The organism is Ruegeria sp. YTSC325, from assembly GCF_059609525.1.
The window spans coordinates 64825-79996 of the sequence record NZ_JBXWLY010000003.1 but is presented as its reverse complement, the minus strand read 5'-3'; the positions used below and the strand labels follow the sequence as shown (position 1 = coordinate 79996).

Here is a 15172-nt window from a genome sequence, read left to right as displayed (position 1 = left end):
CCGACGCTCAGGATGAGCGTAAATGATTCTCGCACCAATCTTGTGTTGATGACGCAGTGAAAACAATAAGCCCTGATCTTTTCGGCGCATAGGTTCCTTGTTTGCCATACTGACAAGCCATTCCTCGCCCACGTTCCCGTCAAACCGGCAATAAACGGTGCGTACCCCCTTGACCTGCAGCGATCCAATGTCATGAACAGTTCCATGAGTACCGCACGTCTGACGATCAACCTGCATGCGCTCGCCAGCAACTGGCGCGCACTAGATACGAAAACGAATGTCGAGACCGGCGCCGTGGTCAAGGCAGACGCCTATGGCTTGGGTGCGGGTCCTGTCTGTGACACCCTCGCCGAAGAAGGTGTTCGCAAGTTCTTTGTTGCCGTCGCCGAAGAAGGCGCAGCCGTCCGCGAAGCTGTTGGCCCAGGTCCGATGATCGGCGTCTTCTCAGGGCATATGGAAGGCGATACCGAACTGCTGCGCGGGAACGACCTGACACCTTTGCTGAACTCGCCCGAGCAGTTTCTGCGCCACGAACAAAGCCTGCCCTCGCATTCATTTGGCATCCAGCTCGACAGCGGCATGAACCGACTTGGCTTTGAACCATCCGATTGGGCCGAGCTGCGCACGCGGGTTGAGGATCTGAACCCGGTGGTTGTTATGTCGCATCTGGCTTGCTCGGACGAGCCGGATCACCCGATGAACCGGCAACAACTAAAGACTTTCCGTGATATAACTGATGGAGTCTCGGCCCAACGGTCCTTGGCTGCGACCGGAGGGTTACTTTTGGGGCCGGAATTCCATTTCGACTTCTGCCGACCCGGTGTTGGTCTGTACGGCGGTCTGCCTTTTGCCGACGCGAAACCTGTGGTGACTGTGGACCTGCCCGTCATTCAGGTCCGCGAGTTGGCCGAGGGCGAGACTGTTGGCTACGGCAACAGTTGGACCGCGCGCCGTCCGTCACGTATCGCGACCGTTGCAGCGGGCTATGCTGACGGTCTGCACCGCGCGATCGGGGGCGGCATTGATGCGTTCGCAGGTGGTCAACCCTGCCCCGTCGTTGGGCGTATCTCCATGGATCTGATCACCGTGGATGTCACTGATTTGCCTGAGGACCCAGAACGAATGCGCATTCTCAACGGCCACCAGACCGTAGACGACCTCGCCGAGGCCGCAGGCACTATCGGCTACGAGATCCTCACGTCGCTCGGTGCGCGCTATTCCCGAGGTTACGTGGAATGAACCCTTTGAGACTGCTGGGCGGTATAGGCCGTGCCGTCCTGACTGTGTTTGCCACCTTTGGAAAGGTGGCACTGTTTACAGTGGATGCGCTATCGCACGTCTTCCGCCCTCCGTTTTATCCACGCGAATTTGTCGTTGCGCTGATGAATATCGGTTGGCTTTCTCTGCCCGTGGTCGGCCTGACCGCCATTTTTACCGGCGGCGCGTTGGCGCTGCAAATCTATGCTGGCGGCGCCCGTTTCAACGCCGAGGCCGTGGTACCTCAGATCGTGGCCATCGGCATGGTACGCGAGCTGGGACCAGTTCTTGGTGGTCTGATGATCGCGGCACGCGTGACCTCTTCTATCGCGGCCGAGATCGCAACGATGAAAGTGACCGAACAAATCGACGCGCTAGTCACCCTGTCCACGCACCCGATGAAATACTTAACCGCACCGCGTGTTCTGGCAGCCATATTGACCGTGCCAGTGCTTGTTGCCGTGGGCGACGTGATCGGCATCGCAGGCGGCTATGTGGTTGCCACTCAGAACCTAGGTTTCAACTCTGCCGCTTACCTTCAGAACACGGTCAATTTTCTGGAATTGCACGACGTGATTTCATCGCTGGTCAAAGGTGCTACGTTTGGCCTCATCACGGCCGTGATGGGCTGCTACTATGGCATGAACTCGGGCCGCGGCGCGCAGGGCGTGGGCCGTGCGACCAAATCCTCGGTCGAAGCGGCGGCGATCATGATCCTGGCCGCCAACTTCATTCTCACAGGGGTGTTCTTTTCGGTATGATACGGCTGGAGAATGTACACAAAGCCTTCGGTGATAACCGAGTCCTGCAAGGCATGAACCTCGATATCCCCAAGGGCACGTCGATGGTGATCATAGGCGGTTCGGGAACCGGAAAGTCTGTGGCGCTGAAATGCGTTCTCGGGTTGATCAAACCCGACAGCGGCATGATCTATGTGGATGGCAAGGATGCCGCAACAGGCGACCGCGATGCATTTTTGGCCCGGTTCGGGATGCTGTTTCAGGGGGCGGCTCTGTTTGACTCTCTGCCCGTCTGGCAGAACGTCTCGTTCCGTCTGCTGCGCGGCCCGCTCAAGCGCCCCGCGGAATATGCCCGCGAGATCGCGATTGATAAACTGAGGCGTGTGGGCCTGAAATCGGACGTTGCCGACCGGTTCCCTTCGGAACTGTCGGGCGGGATGCAAAAACGCGTGGGCCTTGCCCGTGCCATCGCTGCCGAGCCCGAGATCATTTTCTTTGACGAGCCCACCACCGGGCTGGACCCGATCATGTCCGGCGTCATCAACGACCTGATCCGCGAGATCGTGACCGAGATGGGCGCAACGGCCATGACCATCACCCACGATATGAGTTCCGTCCGCGCCATTGCCGATAATGTGGCGATGCTGCACGGAGGCGTCATACAGTGGACTGGCCCTGTTGAGCAGATGGATGCGTCGGGTGATCCCTATGTCGAGCAGTTCATCAGTGGCAGTGCTGAGGGGCCGATTGAGGCGGTGCGTTAATCGCCTTCCCGCTGCCGTTCGCTTTTCAATTGGTCATAAGCCCGTTTAGCGTAGTCATACCTCAGCAAGTAGTGCCCACTAGCAACTACAATGTCCGGAGCCTGAATTCGGATTGCATCCAGTGTTTGCGTCAAATGTGTTCCCGAAACTGGTATGTATTCGGGATCTTCGCCAGAAAACTTGTTGTAAATCCGTCCTCCAAACCAATTGGCCCTTTGTCTAGCACGGTTCGTTTTGTACAACCGGAAATGCAGCACTTCAAAAAGCTGCTCCCGGTCGAAGGGCAATCTGTCAGCAACCGAACTGCCGGCGGACAGAAGAGCGCCTAGTCCTCCTGTCGACGCATTAGAGACACCTTTGCTCAGTGCAGACGGACCGTATACAATTTTTGTCACAGGATCAGGCAATACAACTCCAAGAAGAATGACTAAGCCCCAAAACACTTAAACATAGACAATTGCGACCTCAATGAAAAACTTGCGACTGGATTTGTCGGCCCATAGGTGTTGGCAACAAGAACCGGATTTACCAATGCAATGACCCTCCGCCTCGCAACCCTCTCGCTCCTGATCCTCTACCCCATCGCATGGTTCGCCCCGCTGATGCGCGCGGGCCTCCTGCCGATCTTCGGCCTAAGCGAAATCAGCGTCATCACTGGCCTGCAATCGCTCTGGAAATCCGATATCTTCCTCGCACTGGTCGTCACCGTCTTCGCGCTCTTCGCGCCTTACGTCAAAACCATCGGCACCGCACTGATCCAATGGAACCTGCTGGACCCGCGCGTCCAGCCCGCGCTCAACATCCTCGGCAAGCTGGCCATGGCCGATATTTTCCTGATCGCGCTCTACATCACGCTGGCCAAGGGCATCTCTTACGCGACCATCGAAACCGCATGGGGTCTCTACCTGTTTACAGGCTGCATTCTGGCTTCACTGGCATTGGGACATATTACAGAGATGACATCCGCCTCACGAAAAGCTTAAAGCTAATTGATTGAAAACATTTACCCAAGTATCATCTTAATATTTCGAGCAGCAACAAATAGTAGTTTTCGGGTCCGTGGCGGATCTCTGCCTGTAAGTTAAGTCTACTCCGCTTCGGCTCCGGTGTGTTCCGGTTCTAGAAGGAGATCGACAACCATGGCCGCCCTCCAAAACATAACATTGCAATTTCAGAATGCCTTTTTAAGACTGACCTTTATCGTAATCTGCGCGGCTGCGCTTGCGGCCGTGACGACCACCGCCTTATCGGCATTTGGGGTCCTGCCCTGGCTGTCCATGCAAGCCGGATTCGGCACCACACCGGCTATAGATGCGGGCATGTTTATCCAGATCGGATTGACCGCACTGATTCTCATGCTGGCCTTCTATCTGCCCGCAAACGGTCGAATGATGGCGCTTGAGAATGCGCATCGCAAGTTCGCGATGAACATGCATGACATCACCTACGCCTACCAAATGGCCCATGCTGCGGACCGAGGTGACACGTTCATGATGTCGTCTGAATTCGACGCGGTCAAAGAGCGTATTGCCTTTCTGCGTCAACATCCCGACCTCCAATCGCTGGAGCCGGAAATCCTCGAACTGGCCGCGCAAATGAGCCAGATCAGCCACGAACTCGCCGTCACCTACAGCGACGAACGCGTGGCGCGGGCACGTACGTTCCTCCAGCAGCGCCAAGAAGAGATCGAGCAATTCCAACAGCGCATCGGTGACGCGCAAATCATCCAGCAAGAATTGCGGCAATGGACCCGCGATGTCGAGATCGAGGAGTCCATCGCCAAATCGCAACTCGCCCGCCTACGTGACGAATTGTTCGACCTGTTGCCCGAGTTGTCCACGCAACTGCAATCGCAGTCGGACGAGCACAAGTCCACCGAATCCAGTGTCATCGCGATGTCGCCCCCTCGCGCCGCTGAATAGGCGCCACAGGCGCCCGCCGCGGACGATGGCCCGCAGGGCTTGAGGACGTGGCGCGCCACCGGCGGCGATGAAAGCCCGCAAGGGCTTGAAGAACCGCCCTACCTAAGGCACCAAGGGCCGCATGGCAAAGACGACTTTTTCATGCTCGGCCTGTGGCGCCACGCATTCCCGCTGGTCCGGCCGCTGTGACGGCTGCGGCGAGTGGAACACGATCATACAAGAAGCCCCCCTTTCGGCTGGCCCGGCCAAGAAATCCCTCGGCGGCAAGCGGGGCCAGACCATCGCACTCACGGACCTGTCGACCGAGGAAACCCCTCCGCCTCGCACATTGTGTGGGGTCGAGGAATTGGATCGCGTGCTGGGCGGTGGCCTTGTCCCCGCCTCGGCCCTGCTGGTGGGCGGAGATCCAGGCATCGGCAAATCCACCCTTCTGTTGCAAGCCGCCGCACGGTTTGCTCGTGCTGGCGTCAAGACCATCTATGTCTCGGGCGAGGAAGCCAGCGCCCAGGTGCGGATGCGCGCCCGCCGTCTGGGACTGGAGGACGCGCCGGTGCAACTCGCGGCCGAAACAAACCTGCGCAACATCCTTACCACGCTTGAAGCGGAAAAACCCAGCCTTGCCATTATCGACTCGATTCAGACCATGTGGGCCGACAATGTCGACAGCGCCCCCGGATCGGTGTCACAAGTAAGGGCAGCAGCGCATGAATTGACCACGTTTGCGAAACGACATGGCATTTCGATCATCATGGTCGGCCATGTAACCAAAGAGGGTCAGATCGCAGGCCCCCGTGTCGTCGAACACATGGTTGACACTGTGCTCTATTTTGAAGGGGAACGTGGCCATCAGTTCCGTATCCTGCGTGCGGTGAAGAACCGTTTTGGTCCTGCGGACGAGATCGGCGTTTTCGAAATGACGGGTAAAGGACTGGCCCAGGTCACGAACCCCTCTGCCTTGTTTTTGTCCGAGCGCGGAACACCCAGCCCTGGCTCGGCGGTATTTGCCGGAATCGAAGGAACGCGCCCGGTTTTGGTTGAATTACAAGCACTTGTCGCGCCATCACCACATTCGCAACCGCGTCGCACGGTCGTCGGGTGGGACAGCGGTAGACTTGCTATGATTCTGGCGGTGCTAGAAGCCCGCTGTGGCGTCCCCTTCACTGGTTTGGACGTATATCTAAACGTTGCAGGCGGACTAAAAATCAGCGAGCCGGCGGCCGACCTTGCCGTTGCCGCAGCTTTGCTGAGCGCGCGCGAGGATACAGCTCTGCCTTCAGACACCGTTGTATTCGGGGAAATCTCTCTGTCAGGTGCCCTAAGACCAGCTGCACAAACCGAAAATAGGTTGAAAGAAGCCCAGAAACTTGGTTTCACATCAGCCATAGCTCCGGCAGGTGGCAAAACTGGCACTGTGGCAGGTCTGACACTCACCCGCCCCTCTGATTTGGTAGGGTTTGTTGGCGAAACCTTCGGAGCAGGTTAAGGTAACGCCTTAAGAGGCTGAAAAAATTACAGGCGAGGGCCATGGAAGGTTTTACAATTATTGACGGGGTGGTTGCCCTGATCATCGTGGTGTCGGGCCTTCTGGCCTATTCCCGCGGTTTGTTGCGTGAGATTCTGGCGATTGCGGGATGGGTCGCCGCCGCGGTTCTGGCCTTTATTTTTGCACCTCAAGCGGTGCCATTGGTGAAAGAGATTCCGGTCGTCGGAGATTTCCTGCAAGACAGTTGTGAATTGTCTGTTATCACCGGTTTTGCGGCGGTCTTTGCGGTGGCGCTGATCGTGGTCAGCATCTTCACCCCTCTATTTTCGTCGCTTGTGCAACGCTCAGCCCTGGGTGGTTTGGATCAAGCACTTGGCTTCTTCTTCGGGATCGCGCGCGGCATCCTGCTGGTCGCAATCGCATTCTTTGTCTACGATACCGTCATGACAGGTCAGTCATATACGATCGTCGATGAAAGCCGCTCGGCCAAGGTGTTTGAACAGTTCAGCGGTCAGATCGAAGAACAGAACCCCGAAGAAGCGCTCGGTTGGGTGACACGCCAATACGAGGAGTTGGTGGCAAGCTGCACAGAAGGCGGCGAGGTCACACCCGAAGCCGCCCCGGCAACCACAGAATAAGCGAAAAGCCCGGCATGGACCGGGCTTTTTTTTGGGCAAGACTGTATTGCTCAGGTGAACCCTTCACCCGCACAGACCGTGCATTTGATGTTTTTGAGCCCAAAACACCCGGTACACCGTGTAAAGATTGGTTTTCCGTGAATGTCTCGGCTTTTGACAACTTCGCCCGCGCCGTTGCAAATCGGACAAGGAGACCGACCCATGCCACGGCATCGGTGACATCTGCGTTTTGGCTGTGTTTCTTTTTTTTGTCCTTGTTTGTGTTGCCACATGGGTAGGTCCGTCCGAATGGTATCAAAACAGAAAATTGGTAATCACAGAAATGACAGCACATGCGGCCTGACCTGTCACTGTTTGAAGCGCAATTCCCGCAAAAACCACCTGCGTCAAATCGCAATTGTGATCCTTTGATGACACAGGCACCGTAAGGCATTATGTGAGAGCCGAACTGACATGGAATCGGAGCTGCCGATCTTGCTGTATCTGTTTTCTCACGTGCCCGCCCCTGCAAAGGACAAAGCGCGCGCATTCAACGCCTGTCAGGCGATCGAGTCCTCAGATACTGCCATCCAGCACCACCAGTCACCGAAACCTCTCAAATCGTCATAGAAAATTGGAGCCCGTACATGTGTGGGATTTTGGGGATCGCAAGCAGGACACATGATGTCTTTGCGGAAATCTATGACGGGCTGCTGATGCTGCAGCACCGGGGGCAAGACGCCTCGGGGATCGTCACATATACCGGAGAGTTCTTCCGAGAGAAAAAGGCCAACGGTCTGGTCAAAGACGTGTTCAACGCCAAGGACGCAGAAACCTTGCTGGGCAAAGTTGGCATGGGCCATGTACGCTATCCGACCGCAGGCTCGCTCAGCGCGGCCGAGGCACAGCCTTTTTTCGTCAATGCGCCCTACGGCATCTATCTGGTCCATAACGGCAACATCACCAACACCGCCGAACAGCGCGAAAAGGTGACCGCTAAATACAGCCGCCACCTGCGCACCACTTCGGATTCCGAGATCCTGCTGAACGTGCTGGCCGACAAGGTCGCCGATGCGATCAAGGTTAACGGCAATGCAGAACCGATCCGCAACCTGTTTGCCGGCGTCAAGATGACAATGGAGCGGGTACAGGGCGCCTATTCGGTGATCTGTCTTGTCGCAGGCGTCGGAATGCTGGCCTTCCGTGATCCCTATGGCATCCGACCGCTTTCGGTCGCCAAGCGTGATGTGGATGGAAAGGGTGACGACTATGCCTTTGCCTCTGAGGATGTGGCCTTTGGCATCAACGGCTTTGACAAACTACGCGATGTGAAACCCGGCGAGGCGATCTTGATCGATCTGGACGGCAACATGCACACATTCCAGGCGGTTGATGGGCAACTGACGCCCTGCATTTTCGAGTATGTTTATCTGGCGCGTCCGGATTCGCTGCTGGATGGGGTTTCGGTTTACAAAACCCAAATGCGCATGGGTCAAACACTGGCCCGACAGATCGAGGCCGCCGGTCTGGATATCGACCGCATTATTCCTGTGCCGGACAGCGCCCGTCCCGTCGCGCTGGAGGTCGCCAAGGCAACTGGCATCCCATACCGCGAGGGTTTGGTAAAGAACCGCTATGTGGGCCGGACCTTCATCATGCCCGGTCAGGAAGAGCGTCAAAAATCTGTGCGCCGCAAGCTGAACGCGGTTCCGTTGGAGTTCAAAGGTCACAACGTGCTGCTGATCGACGATTCCATTGTGCGCGGCAACACGATCAAGAAAATCGTGCAGATGTGCCGCGAGGCCGGAGCGAAGAAAGTCTATATCGCCAGCGCCTCGCCGCCTGTGAAATATCCCAATGTCTATGGCATCGACATGCCCACCAAGCATGAGCTGGTCGCTAATGGCAAGGATATTGAAGAAATCCGGCAGGAACTGGGCGCGGATGCATTGTTTTATCAAAACCTCGACGATCTGATCTGGGCGGCCAAGGAAGGAAACCCCGAGATCGAGGCTTTTGACTGTTCGTGTTTCGACGGTAATTACATCACTGGCAGCGTCAGTGGGGATTACCTGGACACGCTGGAAAACAGCAGCCGCGTCAGCAAAAAACGCGAGGATATGCAGGTACCCGGCGGATCGTGGAACGCCGCAAAACTGGCCTCGGGTTAGTTTATCTACCGAATCGGTAATGACGAAGGCCCGCGTCACTGAAGTGATGCGGGCTTTCTTTTTGCCCGTGCATACTAGATCGGTGGGTTTTCGCCCACAACTCTGCGGCGAAGAAAACGTAAGCTCAAGGGCTTCTCCACGGGCACATTCGCTGTCGTTTTCGTGATCCCCCAAGGGGGTTTTTCTTACTGGTTGGCTTTGTTAAGGCCCCGCCTACCAAGCACTCACAACAAGGGATCGGGCCGCTGCGGCCCGGCCGGAATTTATGTCGAACGCCACCGTCAAAAGCGCGGCCACGCAAAAAAGCGCGCTTAAAAAGAACTCTGTATCCCTCCTTGGGGTCTTTGGCCCGAAATCGGATTTGCGCGCGCTCATGCGATTGTCGTCGGGACGAGTGAAAGAGGTCAAGCCCGGCAGCCGCGTATCCTCGGGCACTGTGGTGGCAATTGATCCGGATGGCGTGATGCTGCGACAAAGCGGCCAGACCCGGCGCATCGCCATTCCCGGCAGCTAAACCGTCTTGACGCCCTGCCTGCGGGGGTTCAAACCGCTGTCATGACCGATCAGACCAAAATTGCCCTAATCACTGGGGCGTCACGGGGCTTGGGCGCTGCTCTGGCCGAGGCGCTGGCCCCCGAGTACCACATTGTCGCTGTCGCCCGTACCACCGGTGGGCTGGAAGAGCTGGATGACCGTATTCAGGCCAAAGGTGGCGCGGCCACGCTGGCCCCCATGGACATCGCCGACCCGAACGCCATGGCGACGCTGTGCCGGGGTATTCATGATCGTTGGGGCAAGGTGGATCTGTGGCTGCACACGGCTGTTCACAGCTCGGCTCTGACGCCTGCGCATTTTATCGACCCGAAGGAATGGGCAAAGGCCGTCAATGTGAATGCCACGGCGACTTCGGTTTTGATTCCCTATATCGCTCCGTTGCTGGGCGAGAGCGGTCATGCCGTGTTCTTTGACGACCCCAAAGCGGGCGACAAGTTCTATGGCATCTATGGCGCGACCAAGGGCGCTCAGATGGCGTTGGCCCGCAGTTGGGCGGCTGAGACCGAGCGCACAGGGCCACGTGTGTCGATTGTGGAACCTGCGCCCATGCCTACGGCCGTGCGCGCGCGGTTTCATCCCGGCGAGGACCGTGATGCTTTGACGAGCCCTGCGGATGAGGCGGCCCGAATTTTGGCGTCCCTATAAGAGAATGGCCCTTGCGGGCCATGCCTCCGGCGGAGGTATTTTTGGCCAGATGAAGCGGGCGGATCAGCCTATATGCGCGCCGGTGCGTCCGGCCAGATCGACGAAGAATTGCCACGCTACGCGGCCAGAACGTGCGCCGCGTGTGGCCTGCCATTCGATGGCTTCGGCGCGCAGGGTGTCGGGGGCGACGTTGACGCCATAGGCGGCGCAGTAGCGGTTGATCATGGCGAGGTATTCGTCCTGATCGCAGGGGTGGAAGCCCAGCCAAAGGCCGAAGCGGTCGGAGAGTGAGACTTTTTCCTCGACCGCCTCGGACGGGTTGATGGCGCTGGAGCGTTCGTTTTCGATCATGTCCCGCGGCATCAGGTGTCGGCGGTTCGAGGTGGCGTAGAACACCACATTTTCCGGGCGGCCTTCGATACCGCCGTCCAGCACCGCCTTGAGCGATTTGTAGTGTTGGTCATCATGGCTGAACGAAAGATCATCGCAGAACAGGATGAACCGATGCGGTGCGGCCCGCAGATGGTTTAGCAGACGCGCGACCGAGCCCATGTCCTCGCGCTGAAGTTCGACCAGTTTCAGATCGGGGTATTCATTTTGCAGGCTCCCGTGGACCGCTTTGACAAGGCTGGACTTGCCCATACCCCGCGCACCCCAGAGCAACGCATTGTTTGCCTTGTACCCAGCCGCAAAGCGCCGTGTGTTGTCCAGAAGCGTGTCGCGCGAGCGGTTGATGCCCACCAGCAGGTCCAAATCGACTCGGTTAACCTTGGTCACTGGTTCCAGCCGGTCAGGGTCCACATGCCAGACAAAAGCCGGGGCCGCGCCGAAATCAGGGGCTGCCAAGGGGGCTGGAGCCATGCGCTCCAAGGCATCAGCAATGCGGTTCAGGGCTTGGTCATCCATCAGGGCCTCCGGCTGTTTTGGGGTTCAAACCATGATCAGATGCAAGCGGCAAGACCCGCGCATAAAAAAGGCGCGCCACGAATGGGCGCGCCTGATCCGGGTTAAGCCGGTTTACTTGCTTTCTTCGTCGACGATTTCGGCATCCGCCTCTTCTTCGTCGTCATAGTAGCCGTCAGCGCGCAGCTGTTCTTCGCGCTTTTTCTCGACACGGGCCACGAGGAAGATCGAGATTTCGTACAGTCCGTATACCACCACGAACAGGATCACCTGAGTAATCACATCGGGCGGTGTTACCAGCGCGGCAAGCACCAGAATAGCGACCACCGCGTATTTGCGGACTGAACCCAGACCTTCGGCCGTTACCAGCCCCGCCTTGCCCATCAGCGTCAGCAGAACCGGCAGTTGGAAGCACAGACCAAACGCTACGATGAACTTGATCGTCAGGTTCAGATATTCCTGTGCTGAGCCCTGAAAGACCACGCTCAGCGGTGCGGCGGTTACGCCATCCGTCACGGCCTCCCCTTCAGCGCCGAACTGCTGGAAGCCAAGGAAGAAGTCATAGGCCAGCGGAGTAACCACGTAAAAGGCAAAGCTGGCCCCCAATAAGAACATGAAGGGCGAGGCCAGCATGAACGGCAGGAACGCGTTCTTTTCAGACTTATACAATCCCGGAGCCACGAACCGCCACATCTGCATCCCGATATAGGGAAAGGCCAGAATGAACCCACCCAGCAGCGAGACCTTGATGGCTACAAAGAACCCTTCCTGCGGCGAGATGAAGATCAGCCCACAATCCTGCCCGCGCTCGGCCAGAACGTCACACAACGGTTGCGTCAGAAAGTTGAACAGCGGGGTGGCCACTGTAAAGCAGATGATCATCCCGATCAGAAACGCCACGACGCAGTGGATAAGCCGCGTACGCAGTTCTGCCAGATGCTCGATCAATGGGGCCGAGCTGTCCTCGATCTCGTCGGTCTTGGTCATGATTTGCTTTCGGTTTTCAACGCAGCCTCGGCTTCTTCGGCTTTGGCCAGGGCGTCTGCGGCCTCTTTCGCCTTACGCTCGGCGGCGGCGCGCGCGGTCGAGGCTTGAATCTTCTTGGCCTGCTCGGCGCGCTCGGCTGCCAGTTTGCCGGTCTCGCTGTCGGGGTCGAACTTGGTCGGGTCCATGCTCTTGGCCAAATCCTGCGCGGCCTCTTTCACGCCGTCCATGGCGCTGCCGACAGGGTTGGTGGCAGCGTTCAGACCCTTCTTGATCTCATTGACGCCCGCCTGGTCAGCAGCCTCGTTCATGGCGCTGGAAAACTCGCGCGCCATGCCACGGGCCTTGCCAACAAACCGCCCCACATTGCGGAACAGCACCGGCAGGTCCTTTGGCCCCACAACGATCAGGGCAACAACGCCAATGACCAGAAGCTCGGTCCAGCCCAGATCAAACATCTGCGCTTAGGCCTTGTCTTTATCGGTCTCGGGGGTGACGTCCTTGGCCATCTCGGACGCGTCCTGTTCCAGCTCATCCGCGCCCTCTTTGACGCCCTTCTTGAACGAGGTGATGCCTTTGCCCACTTCGCCCATCAGCGAGCTGATTTTGCCGCGGCCAAACAGAACCAGAACCACAACGGCGATCAGCAGTAGGCCGGGAAGGCCGATATTGTTAAGCATGTCTTGTCTCCTTCTACATCGACGCCACGCGTCGGGAATGTTGTTTGGCCATGTGTCTACGCCTGACGAGCGGTGGACAACAGTGCGCCAGATCAAATCCGCGTTCGAATTCGATCCGTTCACGCGTTTTTTGGGCGCTGGATTTTCTCAACTGACAGGTTTATGTCAGTTGCACGTGACTAGGAAGAGATCATCGAAACCTGGTCAACGGAGATTGAAATGACCCATGTTGCCGAAATCGTCACCTTTTCGCTCGCAGACAGCACCACGCCCGAGGCGTTCGTGAAGCTCAGCCAATCCACCGAAGCCTTCGTGCGCGCGGCCCCCGGCTTTGCGCATCGACAGCTGAGCCAAGGCGAGGATGGCCGCTGGACCGACTACGTCGTCTGGACCGACATGAAAGCGGCACAGAATGCCGCCGCGCAGTTCCCACAACAAGACTTCGCCGCTGCCTTGATGACGGCGATCAAACCCGACAGCATCCAGATGCGTCACGAGAAAGTGCTATGGAACATGATTGCTTAAACACGGTTCGGACGGCGTGACATGCGCCGCACGGATCGTCTGTTCGACATCATCCAGATCCTGCGCGATGGCAAACTGCACCGCGCGCAGGACATCGCGGACCGGCTCGAGGTGTCGGTCCGCACGATCTATCGCGACATGGACACGCTGGTCGCCTCAGGCGTCCCGGTCGAGGGCGAGCGCGGCGTCGGCTACATGGTGCGCGAACAGATCACCCTGCCCCCGGTAAACCTGACCCCAGCCGAGCTTGAGGCGCTGAACCTCGGCATGGCCATCGTGGCCCAAGCCGCCGACCCCGAGCTAAAAGCCGCCGCTGAGACGCTGGCCGACAAGATCGACGCCGTGCTGCCGACGCAAGTCGTCGCCGAAGCAGATACCTGGAAATTCGCCGTCTACCCCTTTGCCGATGCTGCGCGTGGGTTGGCGCATATGGCCCCGATCCGCGCCGCCATCAAATCACGCCAGAAACTGCACCTCAACTACCGCCGCATCGACGGCGTGCTGACCGAGCGCACGATCCGCCCGCTTCATATGGAATACTGGGGCCGCGTCTGGACACTCACCGCATGGTGTGAGCTGCGAGACAGCTTCCGCGTCTTCCGTATTGACCTGATCGAAGCCATCCGCCCCCTGCCCGAACTGTTCACAGATGAGCCCGGAAAACGCCTCAGCGACTTCGATCCGCAAACCTGATCCGTCCTTCATCTGGCAGAGAATATCCCTGCCAGAAGCATGGCCCGGACCGGGCCATTTTCTACTTCAAAAACGGCTCTGGATCGACCGCTTCGAACCCTTTGCGAACCTCGAAATGGACATAGGCATTGTCACCATCCCTTAGGGCTGCAATTCTCTCGCCTCGCCGCACCCGATCGCCCTTTTTGACTGTTATGCCTTCGACATTTGCATACACGGTGAGAAGGTCATTGTTGTGCTTGACCACGATGATCGGCACCTGATCGGCATCCGCGGTGATTGCAGCCACGGTTCCGGCCTCGGCGGCCTTAACGGCGGCGCCCGGTGCAGCAGCGATATCGATGCCTTCGTTTTGACCTTTCTTATAGGTACGAATGATTGTCCCGGTCACCGGCAAACCCAGCGCCGAGTTGCTCTGATTGGTCGGTGCCTCAGCCGTTACATCCGGCGCAGGAACCGGCGCAGCGACCTGTTCGTCTGGCAAAGGCTGAGTCGCACTTGGCGGCGTTGGAGTGGGTGATCCTTGCCCCGGCTGCGTGACATTGGTTGCTGGCACAGCGGCCTGTTGCGGCGCGGACTGCGTCTTGATCGGGATCAACAGGAACTGACCTTCCCGAACCGTAAAGTCCGAATCCAGACCATTCCAATCCGCCAGCGCGTCCACTGGCACGTCATAAAGGCGCGAGATCGTGAACGCAGTCTCGCCGCGTTTCACCTTGTGCCTGATGGGTTCGGGTCCTGACGGCGCAGCAGGAGGTGCTGGTGTCGCGGTAGGCTGCGCAGGCGCCAAGGTCGACGTGCGGACCGAGCCATCCGCTGGTGCCTCATCGATGGCGGTCCCTGCGATTGTCGCAATATCGACCGAGCTTGCCGAACTGACCGTTCGCGGCAGAGCGATTACTTCACCGTCCCGCAACGTATCAGTGGGTTTGAGGCCGTTGAACGTGGCCAGCTCTGCTTCGGGCAAACCCACCCGCGCTGCGATGTCACTGACCTTGTCACCCCGGCGCGCAACGGCAACTTGATAAGTCGGATAGGTAATCACGCCGCGCGCATCCGGCGGCGGGCGGTTCGTGGTGGCCGTCTGGGCCGCATCCGTGGTGGAAAACCCTCCGATCTGACCGCGAAGATCATAGTCAAGCGGGCCTTCGCACCCGGCTAATACGGCCAGCGCAACCATTCCGGTCGCGCAGCGCATCATCGCTGATTTGGAAACTGCTCTCATCTTTTTTC

The 15172-nt window shown here is 58.1% G+C and carries 17 protein-coding genes; 12 read left to right on the top strand and 5 right to left on the bottom strand.

What is annotated here, in order from left to right; genetic code table 11:
* The first annotated feature begins 204 nt into the window (after window positions 1-204).
* The 10 genes from alr (at window position 205) to AC2FF7_RS05555 (ending at window position 10154) form a co-directional block, all read left to right on the top strand.
* A complete protein-coding gene (gene alr / locus AC2FF7_RS05600; protein WP_480865672.1) occupies window positions 205-1239 on the top strand; it encodes an alanine racemase in 1035 nt (344 codons plus the stop codon).
* The gene (locus AC2FF7_RS05595; RefSeq protein WP_480865673.1) at window positions 1236-2018 is read left to right on the top strand and encodes an MlaE family ABC transporter permease; all 783 of its coding nucleotides are present in this window, start codon (window positions 1236-1238) and stop codon (window positions 2016-2018) included. Before alr ends, AC2FF7_RS05595 begins: the two co-directional genes overlap by 4 nt.
* Complete coding sequence (locus AC2FF7_RS05590) at window positions 2015-2761, top strand: ABC transporter ATP-binding protein (RefSeq protein ID WP_170724251.1); 747 nt, start codon at window positions 2015-2017, stop codon at window positions 2759-2761. Before AC2FF7_RS05595 ends, AC2FF7_RS05590 begins: the two co-directional genes overlap by 4 nt.
* 536 nt (window positions 2762-3297) lie before the next feature.
* Complete coding sequence (locus AC2FF7_RS05585; protein ID WP_170752820.1) at window positions 3298-3744, top strand: paraquat-inducible protein A; 447 nt, start codon at window positions 3298-3300, stop codon at window positions 3742-3744.
* Window positions 3745-3900: 156 nt separating this feature from the next.
* Entirely contained in the window at window positions 3901-4683 is a 783-nt protein-coding gene (locus AC2FF7_RS05580) for a DNA repair protein (protein WP_480865674.1), read from the top strand.
* 121 nt (window positions 4684-4804) lie between these two features.
* Window positions 4805-6166, top strand: a complete 1362-nt coding sequence (gene radA / locus AC2FF7_RS05575) for a DNA repair protein RadA (RefSeq protein WP_496905331.1) — start codon at window positions 4805-4807, stop codon at window positions 6164-6166.
* 41 nt (window positions 6167-6207) lie between these two features.
* Window positions 6208-6804 carry a CvpA family protein gene (locus AC2FF7_RS05570; protein WP_170354361.1) on the top strand — a complete coding sequence of 199 codons (597 nt, stop codon included), beginning with the start codon at window positions 6208-6210 and terminating at the stop codon, window positions 6802-6804.
* 626 nt (window positions 6805-7430) lie between these two features.
* Window positions 7431-8954 carry an amidophosphoribosyltransferase gene (purF, locus tag AC2FF7_RS05565; RefSeq protein ID WP_170354362.1) on the top strand — a complete coding sequence of 508 codons (1524 nt, stop codon included), beginning with the start codon at window positions 7431-7433 and terminating at the stop codon, window positions 8952-8954.
* A gap of 265 nt (window positions 8955-9219) precedes the next feature.
* Entirely contained in the window at window positions 9220-9468 is a 249-nt protein-coding gene (locus AC2FF7_RS05560; RefSeq protein ID WP_170752815.1) for a hypothetical protein, read from the top strand.
* Between the two features lie 41 nt (window positions 9469-9509).
* Window positions 9510-10154, top strand: a complete 645-nt coding sequence (locus tag AC2FF7_RS05555; RefSeq protein WP_170354364.1) for an SDR family NAD(P)-dependent oxidoreductase — start codon at window positions 9510-9512, stop codon at window positions 10152-10154.
* A 63-nt stretch (window positions 10155-10217) separates the two neighbouring features.
* Here the strand turns inward: AC2FF7_RS05555 and AC2FF7_RS05550 are convergent, their stop codons facing one another.
* The 4 genes from AC2FF7_RS05550 to AC2FF7_RS05535 form a co-directional block, all read right to left on the bottom strand.
* Complete coding sequence (locus tag AC2FF7_RS05550; protein ID WP_480865676.1) at window positions 10218-11060, bottom strand: ATP-binding protein; 843 nt, start codon at window positions 11058-11060, stop codon at window positions 10218-10220.
* Window positions 11061-11171: 111 nt separating this feature from the next.
* Complete coding sequence (gene tatC / locus AC2FF7_RS05545) at window positions 11172-12044, bottom strand: twin-arginine translocase subunit TatC (protein ID WP_170752810.1); 873 nt, start codon at window positions 12042-12044, stop codon at window positions 11172-11174.
* Window positions 12041-12499 carry a Sec-independent protein translocase protein TatB gene (gene tatB / locus AC2FF7_RS05540; protein WP_480865677.1) on the bottom strand — a complete coding sequence of 153 codons (459 nt, stop codon included), beginning with the start codon at window positions 12497-12499 and terminating at the stop codon, window positions 12041-12043. Before tatB ends, tatC begins: the two co-directional genes overlap by 4 nt.
* 6 nt (window positions 12500-12505) lie before the next feature.
* Window positions 12506-12721 (bottom strand): twin-arginine translocase TatA/TatE family subunit, encoded by a 216-nt coding sequence (locus AC2FF7_RS05535; protein ID WP_170354368.1) that lies wholly within the window; start codon window positions 12719-12721, stop codon window positions 12506-12508.
* Window positions 12722-12940: 219 nt separating this feature from the next.
* On the opposite strand from AC2FF7_RS05535, the gene AC2FF7_RS05530 reads away from it, so the two are divergent.
* The gene (locus tag AC2FF7_RS05530; RefSeq protein ID WP_170774376.1) at window positions 12941-13246 is read left to right on the top strand and encodes a hypothetical protein; all 306 of its coding nucleotides are present in this window, start codon (window positions 12941-12943) and stop codon (window positions 13244-13246) included.
* 21 nt (window positions 13247-13267) lie between these two features.
* Window positions 13268-13939 (top strand): helix-turn-helix transcriptional regulator, encoded by a 672-nt coding sequence (locus AC2FF7_RS05525; RefSeq protein WP_353390124.1) that lies wholly within the window; start codon window positions 13268-13270, stop codon window positions 13937-13939.
* A 61-nt stretch (window positions 13940-14000) separates the two neighbouring features.
* Here AC2FF7_RS05525 and AC2FF7_RS05520 read toward each other — a convergent pair whose 3' ends face one another.
* A complete protein-coding gene (locus tag AC2FF7_RS05520) occupies window positions 14001-15164 on the bottom strand; it encodes a peptidoglycan DD-metalloendopeptidase family protein (protein ID WP_480865678.1) in 1164 nt (387 codons plus the stop codon).
* Window positions 15165-15172 lie beyond the last annotated feature (8 nt).